General features: G+C 52.0%; 18 protein-coding genes. 2 read left to right on the forward strand and 16 right to left on the reverse strand.

Annotated features, from left to right (window positions below; translation table 11 throughout):
- Positions 1–5: 5 nt before the first annotated feature.
- Positions 6–281, reverse strand: coding sequence for a hypothetical protein (locus AACH41_RS08900; protein WP_275355654.1), 276 nt, complete (start codon positions 279–281; stop codon positions 6–8).
- Between the two features lie 268 nt (positions 282–549).
- Here AACH41_RS08900 and AACH41_RS08905 point away from each other — a divergent pair, with 268 nt between their 5' ends.
- Positions 550–861 carry a hypothetical protein gene (locus AACH41_RS08905; RefSeq protein WP_194748031.1) on the forward strand — a complete coding sequence of 104 codons (312 nt, stop codon included), beginning with the start codon at positions 550–552 and terminating at the stop codon, positions 859–861.
- Between the two features lie 111 nt (positions 862–972).
- Here the strand turns inward: AACH41_RS08905 and radA are convergent, their stop codons facing one another.
- From radA to AACH41_RS08945, 8 genes are all read right to left on the reverse strand, one after another.
- On the reverse strand, positions 973–2,328 hold the full coding sequence (gene radA, locus AACH41_RS08910) for a DNA repair protein RadA (RefSeq protein WP_338654566.1): 1,356 nt from the start codon (positions 2,326–2,328) through the stop codon (positions 973–975).
- Positions 2,321–3,388 (reverse strand): alanine racemase, encoded by a 1,068-nt coding sequence (gene alr / locus AACH41_RS08915; protein WP_338654569.1) that lies wholly within the window; start codon positions 3,386–3,388, stop codon positions 2,321–2,323. Before alr ends, radA begins: the two co-directional genes overlap by 8 nt.
- The gene (gene dnaB, locus AACH41_RS08920; protein WP_194748036.1) at positions 3,388–4,770 is read right to left on the reverse strand and encodes a replicative DNA helicase; all 1,383 of its coding nucleotides are present in this window, start codon (positions 4,768–4,770) and stop codon (positions 3,388–3,390) included. The genes alr and dnaB overlap by 1 nt, the downstream gene beginning before the upstream one ends.
- Before the next feature lie 204 nt (positions 4,771–4,974).
- A complete protein-coding gene (gene rplI / locus AACH41_RS08925) occupies positions 4,975–5,424 on the reverse strand; it encodes a 50S ribosomal protein L9 (protein ID WP_338654572.1) in 450 nt (149 codons plus the stop codon).
- 21 nt (positions 5,425–5,445) lie between these two features.
- Positions 5,446–5,679, reverse strand: coding sequence for a 30S ribosomal protein S18 (gene rpsR / locus AACH41_RS08930; protein ID WP_024929836.1), 234 nt, complete (start codon positions 5,677–5,679; stop codon positions 5,446–5,448).
- A gap of 19 nt (positions 5,680–5,698) precedes the next feature.
- Positions 5,699–5,989, reverse strand: a complete 291-nt coding sequence (gene priB, locus AACH41_RS08935) for a primosomal replication protein N (protein WP_338654587.1) — start codon at positions 5,987–5,989, stop codon at positions 5,699–5,701.
- Between the two features lie 5 nt (positions 5,990–5,994).
- Positions 5,995–6,369: a 30S ribosomal protein S6 gene (gene rpsF / locus AACH41_RS08940; RefSeq protein WP_338654590.1), complete on the reverse strand. Its 375-nt coding sequence runs from the start codon at positions 6,367–6,369 to the stop codon at positions 5,995–5,997.
- Positions 6,370–6,488: 119 nt separating this feature from the next.
- On the reverse strand, positions 6,489–6,821 hold the full coding sequence (locus tag AACH41_RS08945; protein WP_275355669.1) for a hypothetical protein: 333 nt from the start codon (positions 6,819–6,821) through the stop codon (positions 6,489–6,491).
- Positions 6,822–7,053: 232 nt separating this feature from the next.
- On the opposite strand from AACH41_RS08945, the gene epsA reads away from it, so the two are divergent.
- Positions 7,054–7,833, forward strand: a complete 780-nt coding sequence (gene epsA, locus AACH41_RS08950) for an XrtB/PEP-CTERM-associated transcriptional regulator EpsA (protein ID WP_338654593.1) — start codon at positions 7,054–7,056, stop codon at positions 7,831–7,833.
- Position 7,834: 1 nt separating this feature from the next.
- Here the strand turns inward: epsA and AACH41_RS08955 are convergent, their stop codons facing one another.
- From AACH41_RS08955 to AACH41_RS08985, 7 genes are all read right to left on the reverse strand, one after another.
- Complete coding sequence (locus AACH41_RS08955; protein ID WP_338654596.1) at positions 7,835–8,260, reverse strand: RNA-binding S4 domain-containing protein; 426 nt, start codon at positions 8,258–8,260, stop codon at positions 7,835–7,837.
- A gap of 3 nt (positions 8,261–8,263) precedes the next feature.
- A complete protein-coding gene (locus AACH41_RS08960) occupies positions 8,264–10,429 on the reverse strand; it encodes an AAA family ATPase (RefSeq protein WP_338654598.1) in 2,166 nt (721 codons plus the stop codon).
- Complete coding sequence (locus tag AACH41_RS08965; RefSeq protein ID WP_228518750.1) at positions 10,430–10,903, reverse strand: molybdenum cofactor biosynthesis protein MoaE; 474 nt, start codon at positions 10,901–10,903, stop codon at positions 10,430–10,432.
- 1 nt (position 10,904) lies between these two features.
- Entirely contained in the window at positions 10,905–11,162 is a 258-nt protein-coding gene (gene moaD / locus AACH41_RS08970; protein WP_194748052.1) for a molybdopterin converting factor subunit 1, read from the reverse strand.
- Entirely contained in the window at positions 11,159–12,511 is a 1,353-nt protein-coding gene (rmuC, locus tag AACH41_RS08975; RefSeq protein ID WP_194748054.1) for a DNA recombination protein RmuC, read from the reverse strand. The genes moaD and rmuC overlap by 4 nt, the downstream gene beginning before the upstream one ends.
- A 166-nt stretch (positions 12,512–12,677) precedes the next feature.
- A complete protein-coding gene (locus AACH41_RS08980) occupies positions 12,678–13,427 on the reverse strand; it encodes a hypothetical protein (RefSeq protein WP_338654602.1) in 750 nt (249 codons plus the stop codon).
- Between the two features lie 92 nt (positions 13,428–13,519).
- Positions 13,520–15,064: an alkaline phosphatase gene (locus tag AACH41_RS08985; RefSeq protein WP_338654603.1), complete on the reverse strand. Its 1,545-nt coding sequence runs from the start codon at positions 15,062–15,064 to the stop codon at positions 13,520–13,522.
- Positions 15,065–15,072 lie beyond the last annotated feature (8 nt).

The raw sequence follows: 15,072 nt of genomic DNA on the forward strand, positions 1-15,072 counted from the left end.
GGCGATTAGCCTTTACACACCACCGCCAGGTGATTATTCGCTGGTCTGTAAATCCCATCACCGCTATCAGGGAAGGTTTCGGTGTAAGACAAACGTTTGTCTAGCTCATACCCCCCGGCACACTGTTCACCCGCCTTGCGCTGGCATTGCTCCCAGGTCGTGTTGAATTCACTGCATGTCAAGGTATAGCCCGTTTTACCATTGTTGCCTGTATATTGCTGCGGGCTGACACTGGCACAAGCCGTCATTAACAGTGGCAAAAGAAAAATGATTTTTTTCATTATTTTTTCTCCTTTAATACATATCGTCATCTTATTGTCATATTTTTGTGAATCTGACTTTATTTCGTCCTACATTTTGTAGGAATAGTTGCATTAAATTTTTATGACAATTACTTTTATATAAATTAAAATTATTGGTGATGCACGCGATCTCTGCTCTGTATCGAACTCGCTACAAATGCCTACAAAATGCGCGGCCTTTGTAACTGACATAACCCAGTGGGTTTTTTATACTGTTTTCAATGTCATTGATTGAAAGGAGTTAAGCATGAAATATGCGACCGTCATGGCCACCGGCTTATTCGTCCACATGTCAATCTTCGCTTCAGATATATTACCGACAGAAGATTACGCAAACCTGACAGGGGAAAAAGTACGCATCCTCAAACAACTGGGCGAACATGCAGAGTGCATCCGTTTGGCTGATAACGAGCAGGCTTTGCGCGATTGCCAGGAGAAACTTAGCCAACACCAACTCACCCAGGATCCACTCGCGCGTGACCCGTCTGTAAAACAAAGAACAGCCAGAAATATAGAAAAATTAAAGACAGATAACCCGAATCAAAACGAGTTTTTTTGACACGGCCATCAAGCCGCTTGAGTGAACCGACTTCCCTGTGGTTGCCTACCCTCTTCTGGGCAACCTCATCCTTAGGCAACGATAGGACTCCCATCTATCGTTGCCATTTTTTTATGCACGCATGACGTCTATGGCCTGTTCCAGCCTATCCACGGCCTCAACCTGCATACCGGCAATGCCGCCTTTGGGCGCATTTGCTTTGGGGATAATGGCATGGGTAAAGCCCAGTTTGGCAGCTTCCTTAAGACGTTCCTGGCCCCGCTGCACGGGCCGCACTTCGCCAGCCAAGCCCACTTCACCAAAGACAATCAGCTTGTTTGGCAACGGTTTGTTTTTCAACGATGAAACAATCGCCAGTAACACTGCCAGATCCACCGCAGGTTCACTGATTTTGACACCACCGACGGCATTGATAAACACATCCTGGTCATAACAGGCCACGCCTGCATGTCGATGCAACACTGCCAGCAACATAGCCAGCCGGTTCTGCTCCAGACCCACACACAAGCGCTTGGGATTGGGCGCATGTGCCGTATCCACCAACGCCTGGATTTCGACCAGCAAAGGCCGTGTACCTTCTTGCGTGACCGTGATACAAGAGCCAGGCACCGGCGATTCATGGTGCGATAAAAACAAGGCGGAAGGATTGCTGACTTCGCGCAGCCCCTTTTCGGTCATGGCAAACACACCGAGTTCATTGACCGCACCAAACCGGTTTTTAAACGCGCGAATCAGCCTGAAACTCGAATTCTGGTCGCCCTCAAAGTACAGCACGCTGTCGACAATGTGCTCCAGCACTCGCGGGCCCGCCAGCGAGCCTTCTTTGGTCACATGGCCGACCAGAATCATGCTGATCCCAAGCTGCTTGGCCACCCGAGTGAGTTGCGCAGAACATTCACGCACTTGCGCCACCGAGCCTGGTGCAGACTGCAAAGCCTCGGAATACACGGTCTGAATCGAGTCTATCACCACCACGTCCGGCTGATGCTGCTGCAATACCTGGCTGATTTTTTCGAGATTGATTTCCGCCAGCACATCGACCTGGCTCGCATCCAGCCCCAGGCGATGTGCCCGCATGGCAATTTGCTGCGCAGACTCCTCACCGCTGATATAAAACGCTTTGAGCGATTGCGAAACCTTGCACACGGTTTGCAGCAACAAGGTCGATTTACCAATGCCAGGATCGCCACCGATGAGGACCACACCGCCCGCCACCAGCCCGCCACCCAGCACCCGATCAAACTCGGTAATGCCGGTCGCCTGACGGGACACATCCTGCGCTTCAACATCAGCCAGTTTTTGTAATTGGGCCGTTGGCGCCAGACTGGCAAACCGGCTTGTCGTTGCCGCTTCCGGCACCGTCTCTACCAGCGTGTTCCAGGCATGGCAGCTCGGGCACTGGCCTTGCCATTTAGGTTCGACCGCCCCGCATTCGGTACAGCTGTATTGCGTTTTTGCTTTAGCCATAGTGCTTAAATGGGACCCTGGCGGTGACCGCACACAATAATTCGTAGCCTATGGTCCCCGCTGCTTGTGCAACCTCATCTACAGGGACTTGCTCACCCCATAATTCCACAATACTGCCAACGGTTGCGTCAGGGATATCGGTGACATCTACCGCCAGCATATCCATAGACACGCGCCCCAGCGTACGGGTCAATTGACCATTAACGGCAATCGGCGTCCCTGTTGGCGCATGCCGGGGATAGCCGTCGGCGTAACCACAAGCGACAATACCGACCTTGGTAGGCCGATCTGCGGTAAACAAGCTGCCATATCCGACACTTTCTCCGGCCTGAATTGACTGCAAGGCAATAATAGCGGACTGCAAGGTCATGACAGGTTTCAGGCCCAGCATGGAAGCATGCTGGTCGGCAATCGGCGAGGCACCATACAACATGATCCCAGGCCGCACCCAATCGGCATGGGTTTGCGGCTGTTGAATCACGGCGGCCGAATTCGCCAGGGAGCGCGCATAAGGCTGATTGGCCATGACCGCCTCCACGGTGTGCATGGCCTGCTCAACGCCATCCGCGAGATCCGCATTGGCAAAATGCGTCATCATGACGATCTCGCGCACATTGGCGCATGCAGCAAGAGCAGCTAACGCCTGCGGATACTCTACTGGCGACAAGCCAAGCCTGTGCATGCCGCTATCCAGCTTGAGAAACACTCGAATGGGGGCACTCAACGCGGCCTGCTGCAACCAGGCAATCTGCTGCACCTGGTGCACGACAATATCCAGCCGGTATCTGTCGACCTCAAGCAATTGCTCGGGCGCAAACACCCCTTCAAGTAATAATATTGGCTGCGTATAACCCGCTTCACGCAACGCGATGGCTTCACTAGGATTGAGCACAGCGAAAGCATCTGTTTCACTGAGCCCTTGTGCCGCATTGAGCAAACCATGGCCATAAGCATTGGCTTTGACAACGGAGATGATCTTCGCAGCTGGTGCGTAACGTTTGACCTGCGCCAGATTGTGTCTAAGCGCAGCCAAAGACAGATGAGCAACAATCGGACGCATTAATACTCGTCCGGCATGTAGGCCGCATTGGCATAGTCGGCAAAGCGCGTATGCGCACCCATAAAGGTCAGGCGCACCCGGCCAATCGGGCCGTTACGCTGTTTGGCAATAATAATCTCGGCCGTGCCTTTTTCGGCACTGTCCGGGTTGTAATACTCATCGCGATATACGAACATGATCAAGTCAGCATCCTGTTCAATCGCGCCGGATTCGCGCAAGTCACTCATCACCGGGCGCTTATCTGGCCGTTGGTCCACGCTACGGTTAAGCTGCGAAATCGCAATCAGCGGCACATTGAGTTCTTTGGCCAATGCCTTCAGCGAACGTGAAATTTCTGAAATCTCGGTTGCACGGTTTTCGCCCTGACGGCCGGCTGGTGAGCTCATCAACTGCAAATAGTCGATCACAATCAGACCTAGTTCGCCTGTTTGCCGATGCAAGCGACGGGCACGCGCCCGCACGTCAAAACTGCTTAAACCGGCCCCTTCATCAATATAAATCGGCGCCTCGTTCAATTTGCCCAGCGCTGTGGTGAGCTTTTCCCAGTCCTCATCTTCAAGGTTACCGTTACGCATCTTGTGCTGGTCGAGGCGGCCAATTGAGCCGATCATACGCGTGGTCAACTGCGTCGCCCCCATCTCCATCGAGAAAATAGCGACCGCTTTATTGGTCTCAAGTGCCACATTCTCAGCAATATTAATTGCAAACGCGGTTTTACCCATGGACGGACGACCGGCAATAATCACCATGTCACCGCCTTGCAGGCCGGAGGTCATGGAGTCAAGATCGGTAAAGCCGGTGGGGATCCCCGTCACATCAGAATGATTTTCGCGTGAGTACAAGTAGTCAATGCGGTCAGCCACTTGTGGTAAAAGCACTTGCATGCCCAAAAAGCCCTGGCTCTTGCGGTTACCACCTTCGGCAATCTGGAAAATCTTGGCTTCGGCTTCATCCAGTAACTGCTGTGCATCGCGACCATTTGGTTGGTAAGCACTTTCGGCAATATCAGTGCCCACTGCGACCAGTTGGCGCATGACAAAGCGCTCATGCACAATTTCGGCATAGCGGCGGATATTGGCAGCAGTGGGCGTATTTTGCGCCAGCGCACCCAGATAAGCCACACCGCCAACCGTGGTCAACTCACCACTGTTTTCAAGCGATTCAGCAACCGTCACAATATCGGCTGGCTGGTTGCGCTCAATCAGCCGTGCGATATGTTCATAAATCAATTTATGGTCATGCTGGTAGAAATCCTGCGGGGCCAGAATATCGGCAATCTTGTCCAGCGCTTCGTTATCCAGCAACAGGCCGCCCAGCACGGACTGCTCAGCTTCAATGGAATGTGGAGGGAGTTTTAAGAATTCGAGTTGTTCATCAGCCATCTGGCGATTATACCGAAAAGCTGACTGGCATTTTTGGGTTTCAGAACAGATGAAAGATTAAAAATACTTTAGCCACAGAGATCGCAGAGGAGACAGAGAAAAACCTCATGTACTTTATTGGTACGTTATCAAATAACGCTTTGTGGCAAAAAAGCAAAAAGGCTACCGAAGTAGCCTTTTCCTGTCATGCATGCAGATGCCTGATTAGGCTTCTGGCGTCACAGTCACAGTGATATCAACCACTACGTCGTGGTGCAATGCCACGCTCACAGCGAAATCACCAATGGTCTTCAGTGGGCCGTTAGGCAGGCGCACTTCAGCTTTTTTCACTTCGTGGCCTTGTGATTGCAAGCCTTCAGCGATGTCCATGTTAGTCACGGAACCGAACAGACGGCCATCCACACCCGCTTTTTGAGCGACTGTCAGTACAAAACCAGCCAGTTTTTCGCCACGCGCTTGCGCTGCGGCCAACAGGTCTGCCTGTTGTTTTTCCAACTCGGCACGCTGAGCAGCAAACACTGCCTTGTTCGCTTCGGTCGCGCGTTTTGCTTTACCTTGTGGGATCAGGAAGTTGCGGCCGTAACCGTCTTTCACTTTAACCACGTCACCCAGGGAACCCAGGTTTGCTACTTTTTCCAATAAGATTACTTGCATGTTGTTCTCCTAAGCCGCCAATTAACCTGGGTGTTTGTCTGTGTAAGGCATCAGCGCCAGGAAACGTGCGCGTTTTACCGCGGTTGTCAATTGACGTTGGTATTTAGCCTTGGTACCAGTCATACGGGCTGGGATGATTTTGAAGTTTTCAGAAACGAAATCTTTCAACAGATCTACGTCTTTGTAGTCAACTTCTTTGATGCCTTCTGCGCTAAAACGGCAGTAACGGCGACGTTTGTACATATCTCTTGCCATGTGAAACTCCTTAAATTCTTTAATACTGTATTCGCTGTAACTCTTGTATGTGCAGTACCACTTGTGTGCTTTTTGCACTGCGCTGTGCCAGAAAACCCTTCACTTTGATCTGATCGCCGCTTTGCAATGGCAGATTGGCTTTTTCACCAATAATCACCGCGGGTAACTGACACTGCACCTTCCGATTCATCCCAGCCTCTAGCTGCTCTGAGTCATGTTGCAATTGCAATCGCAACAAGGGCAAGCCTGCCGGTGTGTATCGCAACGTTTCAACTGCTTGAACCGTCGCTGCAATCACCAGCGTATTCACAACACTTAAGCAGCCGCCTCTGTGGTCGCAGCAGGTGCGTCACCCACGATGGTTTTGGATTTTTCCTCTTTCATCATTGGGCTTGGTGCTGTGACCGCTGTTTTCGTCGCGATAGTCAGGTGACGTAATACAGCATCATTAAATTTGAAGCCATGCTCCAACTCTTCCAGCACTTCTTGGCTGCACTCAATGTTCATCAACACGTAGTGTGCTTTGTGTACTTTTTGGATTGGATAGGCAAGTTGACGACGGCCCCAGTCTTCCAGACGGTGGATGTTGCCGCCATTACCTGTGATTTGTGCGCGGTAACGCTCAATCATCGCAGGCACTTGTTCACTCTGGTCAGGGTGAACAATAAACACGATTTCATAGTGTCGCATGAGATTTCCTTATGGTTAAAGCCACCTTCGGATCAAACTTAAGAATGCCTGATCAAAGTGTGGCAAGGTTGCAAAGCACGCGATTATAAACCCTTTTTGAAGGATTGATCAAGAACCGATTATGTTTTAGGCGGATTCTCTAGAGATTTGTCTTCTTTTGGCAGGTAATAAGGGTCAGCGACGTAGCCAGGCCCTTTCATGATAATGATCACGATCAGGCCTATCATGGCGGCACCGATAAAGAACCAGAAGGTAAACAGCAAGCCCAAAAACATCGAGTTGCGTTCCAGGTCATGAGCCAGCAAATCACCTGACTGCCACCAGTCATAAGCAATGGGGGCAGCAAACACCACGCTCCCCAATAGCCACCATTTAGGCAGTTTCTTGAGCAGCTGCCATTCTTTATAGCTAGGGTAACGCACGCCACCAGGAAGTTTTTTCAGAATACCCATGAATGTCTGGACCTTAAAGCCATCTCATCACACCAGCCTTATTTTACCTTAAGGCCCCAAGTAGTAGGAAAGCGATGTGGCCAAATCGTTCAACCCTTGCGCCATATCAAGTGCGCACTTTGCAAGGATTCCCCCATGCATGGTTAAAGAATTGCCAGCCTATGCCGTAAAACCCTTAAACCATGAAACATCGGGCAATGCTGCCCTGCTCATTACCGTTTGAGGTCATTGCATGCTGGTACAAAAAAAACAAACCCACTGGGAAGGCATTTTGCAAGCCATACAGAAATCATATGCGATTAAACGGCATATTGAATTCTTTCAATGGCTGAAACAAGATATTCATCCGCTGATGCGACATGATGCACTATTGGCAGCGTGGGGCGACTTCAGCACCGGTGAACTGCATTTTGATGTCTCTTCTGCCCTCCCGGAAATGTCCACCCAACGCTTGCTGGAAGACTCTGCCATTGTGAACTACCTGATGTGCAACCTGTACAAACGCTGGGTAGAAAACGATGAAAAATGGTTTGTGATTAACCGTTTTGATGCCACGGGCATTCATGCACAGTCACCCAACCCGTTCACGCAGCAGTTGATAAAAATGCATTCGCTCATGGTATACGGCGTACGCGATACCCGTGGCAAGTCAGACTGTATTTATGTGTTTTTTGACCGCACCAAAGAGTTTCATGTGCCAGACCAGATGCTGGGCATGATCATGCCGCACCTGGATGCGGCGATCCGCCGTATTGGACACCTGAAACCGGTGATTAAAGACGAGGACCTGCTGGACAGCATGGCGCAAGGCGGGTTATCAGACCGCGAGCAGGAGATTCTGCATTGGGTGCGCAGTGGCAAAACCAATCTGGAGATAGGCATGATTCTGAATATCAGTGCCAATACGGTCAAAAACCATCTCAAACGCATTTTCCAGAAACTGGATGTTTCTTGCCGGGCACAGGCGGTAGCCAAAACCGGGCTGAGTAATGGTGCTCGCAGGCCAAGCTAGCCTAACCGCGTCCAGTAAAGCGCTGAATCTCGCGCATTTGACGCTTGGTCGGACGCCCCATGCCACGGTCGCGCTCGGCAAAATGCTCCGCCCCGCTCTCTTTCATCTGCTGGCGTATTCGTTGGCTTTCTTCAGTCTCGCGGTATAGCAAGGCGGCTTCGGGCGCGCCGCGTCGTACATTGCTGAGCGCCAGCACTTCCACTTCTATCTGCATATCCTTGTTTTTAATACTCACGCGCATGCCGGGCTTCATTTCGCGTGCATTTTTGGCGCGGTCGCCATCAATGCGCACCTTGCCGGCGTCGACGGCGTCGGCCGCCAGACTGCGTGTTTTAAAAAAACGGGCGGCCCATAGCCATTTGTCTAGACGGCAACCGTCGTCTTTTTCTGGCGGCGCTTCTTGCTTGCGGTGATGCGTGCGTGGCATAAATCAGAAATGTTGATGGTCTTGTTGTTGCTGGATATAGGCCATACGCGCCTGATTACGTTCCAGTGTTTGCCGGTAGCTGGCGAGTGCAGCTTGCGCACGTGCCATGAGCGATTCGCCCTGATAGGTCCCGTCCGCCTCTTGCACGCCTGCTTCGCAGTCGGTCAAATGCGCAATGCCTTCCAGCACATGGTCAATCGCAATAATTTTGAACATGCCATTATTCACGGCCGTGACGACGGTCTCATCCAGCAGCAGGTGACGCTGGTTACGTTTGGGGATAATGACGCCCTGCTCGCCGTTTAAGCCCAATGCCTGGCAGACGCGGAAATAGCCCTCGATTTTTTCATTGACGCCACCAATCGGCATCACTTCGCCAAACTGGTTGAGAGCGCCGGTGACAGCCATGCCTTGCTTGATCGGCAAGCCGGTCAGCGCAGATAACAGCGCAAACAATTCGGCACAGGAGGCAGAGTCGCCTTCTACGCCATTATACTCTTGCTCAAACACCAGCGAAGCGTTCAGGCTTAACGGCGCCAGCGCCCAAAAGCTCGCACTGAGCCAGTTTTGCAGAATATAAATGCCTTTGTCGTGCGTGGGGCCACTCATATTCACTTCGCGGTCAATATTGATCACGCCACTGCGGCCTGGATAACAACGGGCGGTAATCCGGATAGGCGAACCGAAACTGGCATCGCCCAACTCGATATGCGTGAGGCCATTGACCTGCCCGACCACACTGCCATGCACCTGTATCAATAACTCATTATCAATAATCGAGTCACGAATCTGTGTTTCAAAAAACTGCTGACGCAACAAGCGCGCAGACAGGGCCTGCTTGACATGCGCATCGGTCACCAGACGTGCTTCAGCAGCCACCGCAGCACTCTCATGCATGAGCTGATCCAGATGCACAAAGCGCGTACTGATACGGCCTTGGTCCTCTTCCAGCCTGTGCATGAACTGCAACAGCACATTCACCGCCGCGCTCGTAAAATGCGGCATCACCTGTTGCTGGCATTTACGCGCAATATAGCCGGCCACCCAGGCATAATTGTCTAGTGTGGCGGCAACGCGGTCCTCAAATTCGACTTTTACCGGAAAGAAGTCAAAGAAATCGGGCTGTGCTTCAAGACAGTCGTAATAATCTTCGCGGCTGGCAATCATGACAATTTTGACATGGACCGGCAAGGCGCCATGACGATTGCCACCAGCCCCTTGCTGCGCATGGTTTGCCCAGTCTTCAATCTGCACCTCGCGGTTACGCATGAGACGGTAAAGCTTTTCGAGCAAGGCGCTGCCGTTGCCTTCGTCTTGCATCAGATCACGTAAATGCAGCAGCAACATGCCTCCATCGGCCTGGTGCACACTGCCGGCGCGCAAGCGTAAAAACTCCGGCCATTGCGCCGACTCTCCTGCCGCGGTTTCCAGCATGCCAAACAAGGCGGCAAAGCCGGGGTCTTTGTCCTCAACCACAGGCTGCTTGATGCCGGAGGTGAGGTTAGCGCGCTGATCGACCAGCAGATTTACCCGAAAACGCGATAAGAAGCCGTCATTGACCAAGCCGTCAGTGCCGCTGTCGCCCTCACTGCCGACTTGCTGCCAGGCTTGCAAATACCCCAGCACCTCGGGTTTAATCAGATTAAAAAATGGCGATAACTTGGCGCTGCTTAATTGCGAGCGCAAACCATCCACGCGCTCCTCAAGCCAGGTTTCGGCCTGCGAAAAATTGACCTGGCCATTGGCATCCACCCATTGCTGCATCTCTGCCACCAGCGACTTGATAAACGACTCCATCACAGTCCGCAACTGGGCGCCCAGCCCGGCCGGCAGCTTGATGTAGTTGGCGCAGGATTGCTGGCTAAAATCATACAGCGCCACCAGGTCGGTCAGCGTGGTATCAATCCCGGTCATGGCAGAGGCTTTCATCGCCGCCAGCGTGAGTCCGGCTCGACCAGAACCAGGCGTGCCCAGCACCAGCACATTACAGCCATCCTGTTGCAGCGACAGGCCCATCATCAGTGTTTTCTGTGCTTCTGGCTGTAGTTTCCAGCCGTAGTCGGTCAGGCTAAGCTCACTCGCATCCAGCAGGTCGGCGGTGGACTCAAATGACATGGGTGACAGTTTGTAGGAAACGGTCATTTCTTCAGGACTGAGGACTTGCATCATTTAGGGCTGTTTCCATTGTTGTTTTGCTTGTTCATCAGAGGCACGGGCTTCTACCCAGTGCTCGCCAAACGCGCCGATTTCTTTTTTCCAGAACGGCGCATCGGTTTTTAAATAGTCCATCATAAAGGCACAGGCTTCAAAGGCTGCCTGGCGGTGCAAGCTGGTAGCGGCCACCAGCACAATCTGCGCCTGAGCAGCCAATAGGCCAACACGGTGGATGATACGCACCCCAAGCAATGGCCAGCGACTGGCCGCCTGTTGCGCAATACCCTGCAAGGCCTTTTCTGTCATGCCAGGATAATGTTCGATTAACATCTGGCTTAGCTGACCTTCACTGGCGTGCTCTCTTACCCAGCCGACAAAATTCACCAGCGCACCGGCTTCTGGCGAGGCTAGGCGCAAGCGCTGCAACTCGCTGGCCAGGTCAAAATCCTCAGACTGAACAGAAATATCCAGAAATGGTGGCTTGCTCAAATCAGCCTCCGGTCACAGGTGGAAAAAACGCCACCTCATCGCCTTCTTCAAAGGTTGCCATATCGTCGACCAGTTCATGATTGATGGCCGCTCGCACTACCCCGCTGCCGTTAAACAGTTTTTGCCAGGTCTCGCCGCGGCCAGACAACCAGGACTTGAGTGCGACGATGGTTTCTATCTCATCCGGCAGCTCAACGTCTTCAGAGGAGTAATTCACCACCTCTTTGATGCGTGCAAAATATAAAATGGTGATCTTCATGTAGGGGTGCTCTTTCCAACCTCGTCTAATTCATCCAGCAACTCCAGCGTTTCCAGACCAGCCTCTGCCAGCTCGACTTTTTCAATCTGGGCGAAGCGTCTGGAAATCTTCTGACTGCTGATATGCACGTCTTGCGCATTTTCATGCGCCTGCCGGATATTATCAGCCAGTTTTTTCATGCGGGTATCAAAGCGGTCAAAATCTTTACTTAATTTGCCCAGCTCGTCTTTGATGATATGCACCTGTTTGCGCATTTCCACATCTTTGAGCACTGCGCGTGCCGTATTGAGCACCGCCATCAGGGTGGTCGGCGACACCAGCCACACGCGTTTCTGCATCGCGTAATCGACCACATCCCTATGATAGGCATGAATCTCGGCAAACACCGCTTCAGCCGGGATAAACATGACCGCGCCATCGGAGGTCTCGTTGGCGATGATATATTTGCTGCTGATATCATCAATGTGTTTTCTGATGTCGGCCTTGAATAGCTTGGCGGCTTGCGCCTGCACCAGATCGCCCTGGCTGCTATCTATCATGCGATGGTAGTTTTCCAGCGGAAACTTACTGTCAACGGCCACTGTGCCAGTTGGCTCGGGCAAAAATAAAGCACAGTCCACGCGTGCGCCGTTACTCAGCGTATGTTGCATGGCAAAACTGCTATTGGGCAACACATTGCGGATCAGCCCTTCCAGTTGCACTTCCCCATAAGCACCGCGGCTACGCTTATCCCCCAACAGTTCCTGCAAACTGACCACATTCACACTGAGACCATCAATTTTCTTTTGGGCCTCATCAATGGTGGCAAGTCGCTCCATCACACTCACAAAGGTCTCGTTGGTTTTCTTGAAGCCTTCTTCCAGGCGAATAGACACCTTGCCACTCATCTCCTCCAGGCGGCCATCGACAACTTTGGTCAGTGCTTCAATGCTTTGCGTCAGGCTTTGAGTCGTTGTTTGCAAGGCGGTTTTAAGCAAGTTTTGCTGGGCAATGCCCTGCTCCGACAAGCCATTACGCAAGCTCAGGCTGAGTTGTTCAGTGCTCTGGCTCAAGTGGTCGCGCTGGGCAACCTGTAACGCCTGCATCGCTTCACGCGTCGCGGTCAGCTCTTGCGACAATTGCGCCCGCAAACGGTCTTGCTGGTCGGTATTAAGGCTTTGCAAGCGATCAGCCAGATGATTGAGTGACTGGTGCATCTCCTGCATCATCATGCGGTGCTTTTCTTCAAGCTGCTGCGCCAGTAACTGTGCCAGCGCCTGCTGCGCAGCCTGTTGTTGCCTGCGAGATTGCCACACCAGCATGGCAATAATCACCACCAATAAAAGAAGCTGAATAATTTGAAACGTCATGCAGGCATTATAGCCGATGACTGGGAGGGTCACACTGCCCGGCTGCAAATTCGGCCGCCGGGTGGCAGGCCCATCGCATGCGCCATGCGATCAGAGCAATCAACACGTATTCTTTGCGATGCCTGGGCATGCAGTCCAGACATCGCCAGCGATCAGGCCGATGCGACTAATGATGATGCGACTGCAAGCCAGGCGCATCGTGCGCTTTGGCCAGCCATTGCATTTCGGAAGGGTTGTGTTCCATATCGCCCAAATCGGCATAATCCACATGCTGGTACTGACTCAACGCAGTCAAAGAGGTTTTAGGCGCGACTTCGACAGGCTGACCAGACTTGGCTGCCGGTTGCAGCGCCTGCAACTGTATGCTGACCGTGTGTTGTGGATAGGTATATTCGACCTTATAGGGCAATTTTAAGGCCGGAATCCACCAGACCTGACTACGAATACCATTGCCCAAGGTGCCACGATACTTCTCAATAGCATAGCCATACTGTTCGCTGGCTTCTTCTGCTACTTTTTGCAGGCTGGCCAACTCGCTATCGGTGACCAATTGCGTCTTCAGTTGCCATGCGGCATCATCCATTTTGATCGCCAGTAGTTTTAAATCCACATCGCTGTAATCAATGGTGCGCTGCTCGTCATGCATCAGGTAAATATAGCTGAATTGCCCACCCGGTTTTTTCTGCCACAAGCTGCTGTGGTGTGCTGGCTCGCCATTTTGATACAACTGACGAATTTCCACCTCATCCTGGTCACGCATCAGCCACCATTGTAAGTGCTTGGCGGCATCGGCCTGGCATGGCAAGGCGCACTGCACGGTGTCATAGCGTGCAGTGACGATTTCTTCAGCCTGCGCGCCAGCGCTTGCCATCGCCATCACCAGCGCAAAACGGCCAGCGGTTTGTTTCAATCTCATGATAATTCCATTTCTTACTAAAGGCAGAGGGCAGCTTGCGCTGCCCCACTGTTAAAACAATTGATATTCAGGTCTATTCTAAAGACAGTCGATTAAAAACCGAACGCATCTTTCATGACTTGATAAATGTAGCTTTGCTCTTGTACCCCATGGACCAGATAGGCTTTAGGGCCAACAGCATAAATCGCAACTTCTTCACCAGCATGCGTTTCAGAGCTCAGTGGCACCAGTGCCTCCTGGTGGAAATCTGGGTCCTCAGTATCCACGCCTGACATGTCGACCACGCGGCCTGCAGCAATCGCCTCATTGTAAACCGCATCACCTGGTGAGTTAGTGTGATAGCCTGGGCCGTTGGCAAAGCTCACGGTGGTGTAAGGCTTGCCATCAGCCGCCAGGGTTGGCGTGGTTTTACCTGGCTCAACCACTTTACCCAAAATCGGGTTACCACGTTTTGGATAGCCGCCTATGGTCAGGGTGTGGCTATGGTCAGCTGTGACAATAATCAAGGTGTCGTTCAGATTCACTTTGGAAGCCGCTTCACGCACCGCATCTGACAGCGCCACCGCATCTTTAAAGGTACGGTAAGCATTGCCTGCATGAGAAGCATGGTCAATCCGGCCACCTTCCACCATCAGGAAGAAGCCATTCTGGTTTTTCTTCAAAATGTCGATGGCCTTGCCAGTCATCTCTGCCAAAGAAGGCTCACCAGCGATATCGTTAGGACGGTCTTGCTCGTATTCCATGTGGGAGGGGTTGAACAAGCCCAAGACTTTATTGGTCGTGGCTGGATTCAAGGCATTGAATGCCGATTGATTTTCGATATAGATGCCACCAAACTTGTTCACATATTCTTGCGTCAGGTTACGGCCATCGGTACGGCGGCCTTTGGCGCCTTCGATATCTTTAATACTGTTAGGCAAAAAGTAGCTACGGCCACCGCCAAATACGACATCAACGCCATCGCCAAGCTTGCCATTGCCAAAGTTATCAATCAGTTGTGCGGCAATATCCTTGACGCCATTGCTAGCCGCCGCCGCTGACAGGTTAGCATTGGCTTCCCAGTCACGGTTGGAAATATGTGCATAGGTGGCTGCCGGGGTGGCATGCGTGATACGGGCAGTCGACACCACACCAGTGGCTTTGCCAGCTTGCTCGGCCTGTTCCAGCAGGGTGGTTACTTTATTCGCATTGATCACGGCAGGGTTAGCCTCGTTGCGCGGAACAGACTGGTTCAATGAAATGATGCCGTCATTGGTTTTCACGCCAGAAATAATGGCGGTCATGGTCGGTGCAGAGTCAGAGGTCTGCTGGTTGGTCGAATAAGTTTTGGACAGGGCCACATAAGGGAACTCTTCAAAAGACAGTTTGTTGCGCTCACCATCCTTGCCTTTGAGCTGACCTTCAAAAATACGCGCGCCAGTGACCGTCGAAATCCCCATACCGTCGCCGACAAACAAAATCACGTTTTTGGCTTTGCGTGCATTCGGTACCAGTTTTTTACTGTCGCTCAGGCTGGCTGCGCCATCGTTGAGCCAGAACTGGGCGTTTTCCTCAGCCATCAAAGGTTGTGTCAGGGAGACTTGTGTACCCAGCAGCATGGCCAACAGAGCAGTACGTTTTAAGTTAAACAGTTGCATGATTGTTT

This window comes from Methylophilus sp. DW102 (assembly GCF_037076555.1).
Lineage (GTDB): Bacteria > Pseudomonadota > Gammaproteobacteria > Burkholderiales > Methylophilaceae > Methylophilus > Methylophilus glucosoxydans.